The organism is Streptomyces sp. ICN903 (assembly GCF_022015835.1).
GTDB classification, from domain to species: Bacteria; Actinomycetota; Actinomycetes; order Streptomycetales; family Streptomycetaceae; genus Streptomyces; species Streptomyces fenghuangensis.
Genome location: NZ_JAKMAY010000207.1, coordinates 1 through 10,249, shown reverse-complemented (window position 1 = coordinate 10,249; position 10,249 = coordinate 1). Strand labels below are relative to the sequence as shown.

Genomic DNA, 10,249 nt, shown 5'->3' with positions numbered 1-10,249 from the left:
CCATCCGGTGCCGTACGGGCGGCCCGAGGGGAGGGTGGGCGAACTCCAGCGCAGGCTGGCCGAGTTCGCGGCGGCACGGCGGTGGGAGCCGTACCACACGCCGAAGAACCTGGTGGCGGCGCTGGGCGTGGAGGCCGCCGAACTGGCCGAGATCTTCCAGTGGCTCACCCCCGAGGAGTCGGCGCGGGTGATGGAGGACCCGGGCACCGCGGGGCGGGTCGCGGACGAGGTCGCCGACGTCCTCGCCTATCTGCTGCAGTTGTGCGAGGTGCTGGGAATCGACGCGCCGGCCGCGCTGGAGGCGAAGATCGAACGGAACGAACGACGCTTTCCCGTTACCGAGAGTGATGGAGGGGTCGGTGGGGGAGTCGGCGAGACGGACGGTTGCGGTGCCGCTCCGGGGGAGGCCAATCGTCACTCTTCGGAGTGACGAAGTTCTCCACAGTGTCGAGTTTTTCCACAGTTTTCCCGAACCCTCTAGCCAAGCGCGGCCTTGGGTATCACGCTGGGTAGCGAATGATTGCGGAGGGAAAAGGTGGATGGATGCGGTACCACTCATTGAGATCACGCGGCGAGCGCTCGCACACAGTGAGGAAGCGGCTGACGTCGTTACCGAGGCGTGGCAGGCGCAGGCGCTCGCGGAGGCGGTAGGAGTCCACCTGGCCACGGCGGGTCCGCCCGAGGTGCGGGCCCAGGCCGGTGGACTGCGTGAGGCGAGCGGGCGCGCCTGCGGTTCGCTGCGCGGCCCCGGGCAGCGGTCCGACGGGGCGCGCGCCGCCCGCCTGACGGAGATGAGCGACCCTCTTTCGGCCCTGCACGAACTGGGCGATCTGCTGGGCGAGGCCGGGGGCGCGCTGGTACGGGTCGCGGTCGACGCGGAGGAGGAGGGGCTCTACTGGAGGTGCATCGAGGGCATCGACGCGGCCGACGAGTGCGGTGACAGGGTGACGGCGATCCTCAGACGGCTCGCCCTCAGACCCCGGCCCTTCCGCCGGGCCCCGCCGGTGTGCGAATCCGAGGCCCCGCTCGTACAGGGGGGAGCCATGCCGGTGTGCGAGGGCGCCGCGCCGGTGTGCGGGGACGGCCCGCCGGTGCGGGAGGAGGCGTAGCGAAGGTGCAGGATGGAGGGCATGGATCTGCGCATCTTCACCGAACCCCAGCAGGGCGCCTCCTACGAAACCCTCCTCGCGGTCGCCAAGGCCACCGAGGACCTGGGATTCGACGCCTTCTTCCGCTCCGACCACTACCTGAAGATGGGTGACGTCGACGGGCTCCCCGGCCCGACGGACGCCTGGATCACCCTGGCGGGCCTCGCCCGCGAGACCAGGCGCATCCGGCTGGGCACCCTGATGACCGCGGCCACCTTCCGGCTGCCGGGTGTACTGGCCATCCAGGTGGCACAGGTCGACGCCATGTCGGGCGGACGGGTCGAACTCGGTCTGGGAGCCGGGTGGTTCGAGGCCGAGCACACCGCGTACGGCATTCCGTTCCCCAAGGAGAAGTTCTCCCGGCTCCAGGAGCAGCTGGAGATCGTCACCGGGCTGTGGGCCACCGAGCCGGGCAAGACGTTCTCCTACGACGGCGCCCACTACCGGCTCGCCGACTCGCCCGCGCTGCCCAAGCCCGCACAGGACAGGGTGCCCGTGCTCATCGGGGGCATGGGGGCCAAGCGCACCCCTGCGCTGGCCGCACGCTTCGCCGACGAGTTCAACGTCCCCTTCGTCTCCGTCGAGGACAGCGAGCGGCAGTTCGGCCGGGTGCGGGCCGCCGCCGAGGAGCACGGCCGCGCCGCGGACGACCTGATCTACTCCAACGCCCTGGTCGCCTGCGTGGGCCGGGACGACGCCGAGGTGGCGCGGCGCGCGGCGGCCATCGGCCGCGAGGTGGACGAGCTGAAGGAGAACGGGCTGGCCGGCTCCCCGGCCGAGGTGGTCGACAAGATCGGCCGCTACGCGGAGGCGGGCTCCTCCCGGATCTACCTGCAGATCCTGGATCTGCACGACCTGGACCACCTGGAGCTGATCTCCTCCCAGGTGCAGAGCCGGCTGGGGTGAACCCGGCATGAGCACACCGCCCGCGCCGTCGCCCGCGCCCGTCCCCGTGCTTCCGCTCGCGGACGCCCTGGCGCGCGGCCCCCTCGTCCTCGACGGCGGGCTGTCCAACCAGCTCCAGGCACAGGGCTGCGACCTGTCCGACGAGCTGTGGTCGGCCCGGCTGCTCGCCGACGACCCCGCCCAGGTGGAGGCGGCCCACGCCGCCTATGTGCGGGCGGGGGCGCGGGTGCTCATCACCGGCAGCTACCAGGCATCCCACCCCGGCTTCGCCCGGCGCGGGCTGGGCGGTGCGGAGACCGACGCCCTGCTGCGCCGCAGCGTGGCCCTGGCCCGCGCCGCGGCGGGCGCGGCCGGGGGGCCGGTGTGGGTGGCCGCCTCGGTCGGCCCGTACGGCGCGGTGCTCGCCGACGGCGGCGAGTACCGCGGCCGGTACGGCCTGACGGTCGCCGAGCTGGAGCGCTTCCACCGGCCCCGGATCGAGGCGCTGGCGGCGGCCGCCCCGGACGCCCTGGCCCTGGAGACGGTGCCCGACGCCGACGAGGCCGAGGCCCTGCTGCGCGCGGCGGCCGGCTGCGGGGTGCCGGTGTGGCTGTCGTACACCGTCGCCGGGCCGCGCACCCGGGCCGGGCAGCCGCTGGCGGACGCCTTCGCCGTCGCCGCCGGCAACGACCAGGTGATCGCGGTCGGCGTCAACTGCTGCGATCCGCGCGACGCCGCGCCCGCGGTACGCCTGGCGGCGCGGGTCACGGGCAAGCCGGCGGTCGTCTACCCCAACAGCGGCGAGGGCTGGGACGCGGCGCGCGGGGCCTGGACGGGCGAGAACGCCTTCGACCCGGCCGCCGCCCGCGCGTGGGTGCGCGACGGTGCCCGGCTGGTCGGCGGCTGCTGCCGGGTGGGCCCGGCGGAGATCGCCGCCCTGGCGGCGGAACTCGCGGCAGGGGCGGGACGGGAGGCGGAACCGGGACCGGAGCCGAAGGGATAGTCGCACCAACGCCCCGTCCTGTGGAAAACCGCTGGGGGCGGCCCGCCCGAACGGGCCATACTCGCTCGGGTGTTCCTGACGATGACCACCACCGGCAGCGCCGAGCGGCCCGCCACCGACCTCGGGTTCCTGCTGCACAAACACCCCGACCGGGCGCAGGAGTTCTCCACCTCCCACGGCACCGCGCACGTCTTCTACCCCGAGGCGGGGCCCGAGCGCTGCACCGTGGCGCTGCTGCTGGAGGTCGACCCCGTCGCCCTGGTCCGCCGCGGCCGGGGCAAGGGGCGCGGCGGCGCACCGGACTCGGCCCTGGCGCAGTACGTCAACGACCGCCCGTACGCGGCCTCCTCGCTGCTGGCCGTGGCGCTGGGCGCGGTGTTCTCCAGCGCGCTCAAGGGCCAGTGCCGGGCCCGCCCCGAACTGCCCGAGCGCAGAAGGCACCTGCGGATCGGGGTGCCGGCACTGCCCGCCCGCGGCGGCCCCGAGCTGGTCCGCCGCCTCTTCGAGCCGCTGGGCTGGACGGTGGGCGCCGAACCGGTGCCGCTGGACGCCCGCTTCCCCGAGTGGGGCGACTCCCGCTATGTGTCGCTGGTGCTGGAGGGCGAGGTGCGGCTCGCCGACGCGCTGCGCCACCTGTACGTCCTGCTGCCGGTGCTGGACGACGCCAAGCACTACTGGGTCGCCCCCGACGAGGTGGACAAGCTGCTGCGCGCCGGAGAGGGCTGGCTGGAGCACCACCCCGAACAGGAGCTCATCGCCGGCCGCTACCTCGCCCGCCGCCGGCGCCTCACCCGCGAGGCCCTGGAGCGCCTGGAGCTCGCCCGTCTGGCCGAGGCCGACGGCAGCGAGGCAGAGGAGCTGGACAACGCCGTGGACGAGGGCGCCGACACCGACGAGCGCCCCGCCCCGCTGGCCGTCCTGCGCCGCGAGGCGATCCTGGCCGCCCTGCGCGAGAGCGGCGCCGCCCGCGTCCTGGACCTGGGCTGCGGGCAGGGCCAGTTGGTGCAGGCGCTGCTGAAGGACGCCCGCTTCACCGAGATCGCGGGCGTGGACGTGTCGATGCGTGCCCTGCACGAGGCGCGGCGCAGACTGCGCCTGGAACGGATGCCCGAGCGGCAGGCCGCCCGCGTCACCCTCACCCAGGGCTCGCTGACGTACACCGACCCCCGGCTGTCCGGCTACGACGCGGCAGTGCTCAGCGAGGTGATCGAGCACATCGACCCGCCGCGCCTGCCCGCGGCCGAGTACGCCGTCTTCGGCGCGGCCCGGCCGGGGACGGTCGTGGTCACCACGCCCAACGCCGAGTACAACGTGCGCTGGGAGACCCTGCCCGCGGGCGAGGTACGCCACCACGACCACCGCTTCGAGTGGACTCGTGAGGAGTTCCGGGCCTGGGCCCGGGGCGTGGCCGAACGGCACGGCTACACCGTGGAGTTCCGGCCCGTCGGCGAGGACGACCCCGAGGTCGGCCCGCCCACCCAGCTCGCCCTGTTCCGCCTGGCCGCCGAGGTACCGGCCACCGGGGCGCCGAAGACCGGCGCCCCGGCCACCGCGAAGGAGGCAGTCGCATGACGGACCGCACCCCGGCCCCCGCCCCGGCCCGTACGACGGCCCTCGCCGTACCCGACCTGTCCCTGGTGGTGCTGGTCGGCACCACCGGCGCGGGCAAGTCCACCTTCGCCCGCACCCACTTCGCGCCCACCCAGGTCGTCTCCTCCGACTTCTGCCGGGGTCTGGTCGCCGACGACGAGAACGACCAGAGCGCCAGCTCCGACGCCTTCGACGTGCTGCACTACATCACCGGCAAGCGGCTGGCCGCCGGACGCCTGACCGTGGTGGACGCCACCAACGTGCAGACCGAGGCCCGGCGGCAGCTGGTGAGGCTGGCCCGCGAGCACGACGTGCTGCCCGTGGCGATCGTCCTGGACGTCCCGGAGAGCGTCTGCGCCGAGCGCAACGCCGCCCGCCCCGACCGCGCGGACATGCCCGCCCACGTGATCCCGCGCCAGCGGCGCGAACTGCGCCGCTCCCTGCGTTCCCTGGAGCGCGAGGGCTTCCGCAAGGTGCACATCCTGCGCGGGGTGGAGGAGGTGGCCGCCGCCCGGATCGAGCTGGAGCGGCGTTACAACGACCTGCGGCACCTGACCGGCCCGTTCGACATCGTCGGCGACGTCCACGGCTGCTGCGCCGAGCTGGAGGTCCTGTTGGGCCGGCTCGGCTACACGATCGAGCGCGACGGGGCCGGCCGCGCGGTGGACGCGAGCCACCCCGAGGGGCGCACCGCCGTCTTCGTCGGCGATCTCGTCGACCGCGGCCCCGACAGCCCCGGGGTGCTGCGCCTGGTCATGGGCATGGTCGCCGCCGGGCACGCGCTGTGCGTCCCCGGCAACCACGAGAACAAGCTCGGCCGGTACCTGAGGGGCCGCAACGTCCAGCACACCCACGGGCTCGCCGAGACGATCGGACAGCTGGAGAAGGAGGCCACCGCCGACCCGGAGTTCCCCGCGCGGGTGGGGGAGTTCATCGGCTCGCTCGTCAGCCACTACGTCCTCGACGGCGGCGCTCTGGTCGTCTGCCACGCCGGGCTGCCCGAGAAGTACCACGGCCGCACCTCCGGCCGGGTCCGCAGCCACGCCCTGTACGGCGACACCACCGGTGAGACCGACGAGTTCGGCCTGCCCGTGCGCTACCCGTGGGCCGAGGACTACCGGGGCCGGGCCGCCGTCGTCTACGGCCACACCCCCACCCCGCGCGCGACCTGGCTGAACAACACCATCTGCCTGGACACCGGCTGCGTCTTCGGCGGGGCCCTGACCGCCCTGCGCTGGCCCGAGCGCGAACTGGTGGACGTCCCCGCCGAACGGGTCTGGTACGAGCCGGTGAGACCGCTGACGGCGGACGCCCCCGGCGGGCACGAGGGCCGCCCGCTCGCCCTGGCCGACGTGCACGGCCGCCGCGTGGTGGAGACCCGCCACGCCGGCCGCGTCGCGGTGCGCGAGGAGAACGCCGCCGCCGCGCTGGAGGTGATGAGCCGCTTCGCGATCGACCCGCGCCTGCTGCCCTACCTCCCGCCGACGATGGCGCCCTGCGCCACCTCGAGGCTGGAGGGCTACCTGGAGCACCCGGCCGAGGCGTTCGCCGAGTACCGGGCGGCGGGCGTGGCGAAGGTGGTGTGCGAGGAGAAGCACATGGGCTCGCGCGCCGTCGCCCTGGTCTGCCGCGACGCGGACACCGCGGCCGAGCGGTTCGGCGTGACCGGCGGGGAGACGGGCGCGCTCCACACCCGCACCGGGCGCCCGTTCTTCGACGACCGGGCCGTCACCGAGGAGGTTCTCGCCCGGGTGCGCGCCGCCGCCGACGGCGCCGGGCTGTGGGAGGAGCTGGACACCGACTGGCTGCTGCTGGACGCCGAGCTGCTGCCCTGGTCGCTGAAGTCGGCCGGGCTGCTGCGCCGGCAGTACGCGGCGGTCGGCGCGGCGGCCGAAGCCGCCTTCCCCGGCGCGCTGGCCGCCCTGGAGGCGGCGGCCGCCCGGGGCTCTCAGGTGGGCGGGCTGCTGGCGCGGCAGCGGGAGCGCGCGGCGGACGCGGCGGCGTTCACCGCGGCGTACGGCCGCTACTGCCGGCCGGTGGACGGGCTCGACGGCGTGGAACTCGCCCCCTTCCAGGTCCTTGCCGTCCGAGGCCACAGCCTGGCCGCCGTACCGCACGTCGACCAGCTCGCCTGGCTGGACCGGCTGGCCGGCGCCGACGGCACCGGGCTGCTGCGCCGCACCGGGCGCCTAGTGGTGGACACCGGCGACGAGGCTTCCGTCGCGGCGGGCACCGACTGGTGGCTGGAGCTGACGGAGGCCGGGGGCGAGGGCATGGTCGTCAAACCGCTGGACGCCCTGGTGCGCGGCCCGGACGGGCGGCCGGTCCAGCCGGGCGTGAAGTGCCGGGGACGGGAGTACCTGCGGATCGTCTACGGCCCGGAGTACGCCCGCGAGGAGAACCTGCGGCGGCTGCGGGAGCGCCACCTGGGCCACAAGCGATCCCTGGCCCTGCGCGAGTACGCCCTCGGCCTGGAGGCGCTGGACAGGCTGGCACGTGGCGAGCCGCTGTGGCGGGTGCACGAGGCGGTCTTCGCCGTCCTCGCCCTGGAGTCGGAACCGGTCGACCCCAGGCTCTGACCGCCGGGCCCGCCATGCCAGGCCGGCCGCAGCCGACGGGAGGAGGGGCCATGGGAGGGTCCGGGCAGCGGTCGGAGGGGGCCTGGCGGTGCGACCGGTGCGGCCACGAACCGGGAATGCGGCAGGCCGAGGAGATCCTCGCCCGGGCACGGCGCCGCGCCGAGGAGATCGTCCGGGCGGCGCACGAGGAGGCCGAACGGGACCTGGCCGCGCTTGCCGAGCACAGGGACCGGATCGAGGCGAAGCTGCTCAGGACCCAGGAGATGGTGCGGGTCCTGACCGAGGCCGCCGAACGGGCGGGTCCCCCGCCCCGGCCCCGGCCGTGGGAGCGGCTGCGGCGGTGGCGACGGCAGCCGCACCGGCGGTGACCGCCGGGCCGGGGGCCGGACGGTGTGCCGGGTGTAGCCGCCCGGCTCGGGGTGAGGATGGTGGCATGGGATTCCACGTCGACTCCGAGACCGGGCGGCTGCGCCGCGTCATCCTGCACCGCCCCGACCTGGAACTGAAACGGCTCACCCCGACCAATCGGGACGACCTGCTCTTCGACGACGTGCTGTGGGTGCGGCGGGCCCGCCAGGAGCACGACGGCTTCGCCGACGTCCTGCGCGACCGGGGCGTGGAGGTCCACCTGTTCGGCGACCTGCTGGCGGAGTCGCTGGAGGTCCCCGCGGCCCGCGCGTTCGTCCTGGACCGCACCTTCCACGAGAAGGAGTACGGGCCGCTGGCCGCCGACCACCTGCGGGCCGTCTTCGACGAGATGTCCGGGGCGGAGCTGGCCGAGGCGCTGGTGGGCGGGATGACCAAGCGGGAGTACCTGGAGCGGCACCCCGAGCCGGTCTCGGTGCGCTTCCACGTGATGGACCTGGACGACTTCCTGGTCGCCCCGCTGCCCAACCACCTGTTCACCCGCGACACCTCCGCCTGGATCTACGACGGGGTGTCCATCAACGCCATGCGCTGGCCGGCCCGGCAGCGCGAGACGATCCACTTCGAGGCGATCTACCACCACCACCCGCTGTTCGCCGCAGCCTCCGGTGCACCCGCAGCCCAGGACCCCGGAGCCCAGGACCCCGCAGCCCAGGAGCCCGGCGCCCCGGAGGGCAGGGGCTTCCACGTCTGGTCCGAGGGCCAGGGCGCCTACCCCTCCACCATCGAGGGCGGGGACGTGCTGGTCATCGGCAACGGCGCGGTGCTCATCGGGATGAGCGAGCGCACCACCCCGCAGGCGGTGGAGATGCTGGCCCGGGGCCTGTTCGCGGCGGGCTCGGCCCGCACCATCGTGGCGCTGGACATGCCCAAGAAGCGTGCCCTGATGCACCTGGACACGGTGATGACGATGGTCGACGGCGACACCTTCACCCAGTACGCGGGCCTGGGCATGCTCCGCTCGTACACCATCGAGCCCGGCGCGGCCGAGTCGGAGCTGAAGGTCACCGACCACCCGCCCGAGCACATGCACCGGGCCATCGCCGCGGCCCTGGGCCTGGACGGCATCCGGGTGCTCACCGCGACCCAGGACGTGCACGCGGCCGAGCGCGAGCAGTGGGACGACGGCTGCAACGTGCTGGCCGTCGAGCCGGGCGTGGTCATCGCCTACGAGCGCAACGTCACCACCAACACGCATCTGCGCAAGCGGGGGATCGAGGTCATCACGATCCCCGGCAGCGAGCTGGGCCGGGGCCGGGGCGGGCCGCGGTGCATGAGCTGCCCGGTCGAGCGCGACGCGGTGTAGGCGCGGGCACCGGCGAGGCCGCAGGAGAGCGTGGACGCGGCAGGGGAAGGGCGCGAGGGGCGGGCGCCCGTACGGGTACGGTCCGGGACGGGGACGCCCCCCTCTGCATAGGGATGCGAGTACTCGTATAGACTTCCGGCTTTCCCGCCGTATCCGACGCGACAGTCCCCAGGAGACCCCCATGGCGATCGATCTCACGGGCCGCCACTTCCTCAAGGAGCTGGACTTCACCCCCGAGGAGTTCCGCCACCTGATCGAGCTGGCCGCCGAGCTGAAGGCGGCCCGGCGTGCGGGCGCCGAGGAGCAGCGGCTGCGCGGACGCGGCATCGCGCTGATCTTCGAGAAGACCTCCACCCGCACCCGCTGCGCCTTCGAGACCGCCGCCGCCCAGCAGGGCGCCCACACCACCTACCTCGACCCGTCCGGCTCCCAGATCGGCCACAAGGAGTCGGTACGCGACACCGCCCGGGTGCTGGGGCGGATGTACGACGCGATCGAGTACCGGGGCAGCAGCCAGGAGGCGGTGGAGGAACTGGCCGCACACGCCGGCGTCCCCGTCTACAACGGGCTCACCGACGACTGGCACCCCACTCAGATGCTCGCCGACGCGCTCACCATGACCGAGCACTGCGACAAGCCGCTGACACGGACCGCCTACGCCTACCTCGGCGACGCCCGCAACAACATGGGCAACTCCTACCTGGTCACCGGCGCCCTGCTCGGCATGGACGTGCGCATCGCGGCACCGCGGAGCCTGTGGCCCGAGGAGCCGGTGATCGCCGCCGCCCGCTCCCTGGCGAAGACCACCGGCGCGCGCGTCACCCTCACCGAGAAGGTCGAGGAGGGTGTGCTGGGGGCCGACTTCGTCGCCACCGACGTGTGGGTGTCGATGGGCGAGCCCAAGGAGGTCTGGGAGGAGCGCATCGAGCTGCTGCGGCCGTACGCCGTCACCATGGACGTCCTGCGCGCCACCGGCAACCCGCGCGTCCGCTTCCTGCACTGCCTGCCCGCCTTCCACGACCTGGGCACGGCCGTGGGCCGGGAGATCCACCAGCGGTACGGCCTGGAGTCGCTGGAGGTGACGGACGAGGTGTTCGAGTCGGAGCACTCGGTCGTCTTCGACGAGGCGGAGAACCGCATGCACACCATCAAGGCGGTCATGGTCGCCACCCTCGCGGGGGCGTAGGGGCTGCCGCCCTCGCGGGGGCGTGGTGCTCACCGCGGGCTCAGGGGCGTTGTCAGAGGGTGCGCCTAGGGTTCGAGACGACACCCGCCGTCCGGCCCGGAAGGCCCCCATGCCCGCCCAGCGAAC

Annotated in this window: 9 protein-coding genes; all 9 read left to right on the top strand. The window is 74.1% G+C overall.

The window, feature by feature from the left end; all coding sequences use genetic code 11:
• Window positions 1-7 precede the first annotated feature (7 nt).
• A complete protein-coding gene (locus tag L7D48_RS19900) occupies window positions 8-430 on the top strand; it encodes a nucleotide pyrophosphohydrolase (RefSeq protein WP_374492959.1) in 423 nt (140 codons plus the stop codon).
• A gap of 109 nt (window positions 431-539) precedes the next feature.
• Window positions 540-1,109 (top strand): DUF6099 family protein, encoded by a 570-nt coding sequence (locus L7D48_RS19895; protein WP_308312319.1) that lies wholly within the window; start codon window positions 540-542, stop codon window positions 1,107-1,109.
• Between the two features lie 21 nt (window positions 1,110-1,130).
• Complete coding sequence (locus tag L7D48_RS19890; protein WP_237880940.1) at window positions 1,131-2,054, top strand: LLM class F420-dependent oxidoreductase; 924 nt, start codon at window positions 1,131-1,133, stop codon at window positions 2,052-2,054.
• 7 nt (window positions 2,055-2,061) lie between these two features.
• The gene (gene mmuM / locus L7D48_RS19885; protein ID WP_237880938.1) at window positions 2,062-3,036 is read left to right on the top strand and encodes a homocysteine S-methyltransferase; all 975 of its coding nucleotides are present in this window, start codon (window positions 2,062-2,064) and stop codon (window positions 3,034-3,036) included.
• A gap of 69 nt (window positions 3,037-3,105) precedes the next feature.
• Entirely contained in the window at window positions 3,106-4,608 is a 1,503-nt protein-coding gene (locus tag L7D48_RS19880; RefSeq protein WP_237880936.1) for a 3' terminal RNA ribose 2'-O-methyltransferase Hen1, read from the top strand.
• A complete protein-coding gene (locus L7D48_RS19875; protein WP_237880934.1) occupies window positions 4,605-7,205 on the top strand; it encodes a polynucleotide kinase-phosphatase in 2,601 nt (866 codons plus the stop codon). Before L7D48_RS19880 ends, L7D48_RS19875 begins: the two co-directional genes overlap by 4 nt.
• 50 nt (window positions 7,206-7,255) lie before the next feature.
• On the top strand, window positions 7,256-7,573 hold the full coding sequence (locus L7D48_RS19870) for a hypothetical protein (protein WP_237880931.1): 318 nt from the start codon (window positions 7,256-7,258) through the stop codon (window positions 7,571-7,573).
• A 65-nt stretch (window positions 7,574-7,638) separates the two neighbouring features.
• Entirely contained in the window at window positions 7,639-8,937 is a 1,299-nt protein-coding gene (locus L7D48_RS19865; protein WP_237880929.1) for an arginine deiminase, read from the top strand.
• Between the two features lie 181 nt (window positions 8,938-9,118).
• On the top strand, window positions 9,119-10,123 hold the full coding sequence (gene argF, locus L7D48_RS19860; RefSeq protein ID WP_237880926.1) for an ornithine carbamoyltransferase: 1,005 nt from the start codon (window positions 9,119-9,121) through the stop codon (window positions 10,121-10,123).
• Window positions 10,124-10,249 lie beyond the last annotated feature (126 nt).

Coding starts and splice junctions, on each gene's coding strand:
- L7D48_RS19895 (WP_308312319.1), top strand. CDS start 540: ATGGATGCGGTACCACTCATTGAGATCACGCGGCGAGCGCTCGCACAC.
- L7D48_RS19890 (WP_237880940.1), top strand. CDS start 1,131: ATGGATCTGCGCATCTTCACCGAACCCCAGCAGGGCGCCTCCTACGAA.
- mmuM (WP_237880938.1), top strand. CDS start 2,062: ATGAGCACACCGCCCGCGCCGTCGCCCGCGCCCGTCCCCGTGCTTCCG.
- L7D48_RS19875 (WP_237880934.1), top strand. CDS start 4,605: ATGACGGACCGCACCCCGGCCCCCGCCCCGGCCCGTACGACGGCCCTC.
- L7D48_RS19870 (WP_237880931.1), top strand. CDS start 7,256: ATGGGAGGGTCCGGGCAGCGGTCGGAGGGGGCCTGGCGGTGCGACCGG.
- L7D48_RS19865 (WP_237880929.1), top strand. CDS start 7,639: ATGGGATTCCACGTCGACTCCGAGACCGGGCGGCTGCGCCGCGTCATC.
- argF (WP_237880926.1), top strand. CDS start 9,119: ATGGCGATCGATCTCACGGGCCGCCACTTCCTCAAGGAGCTGGACTTC.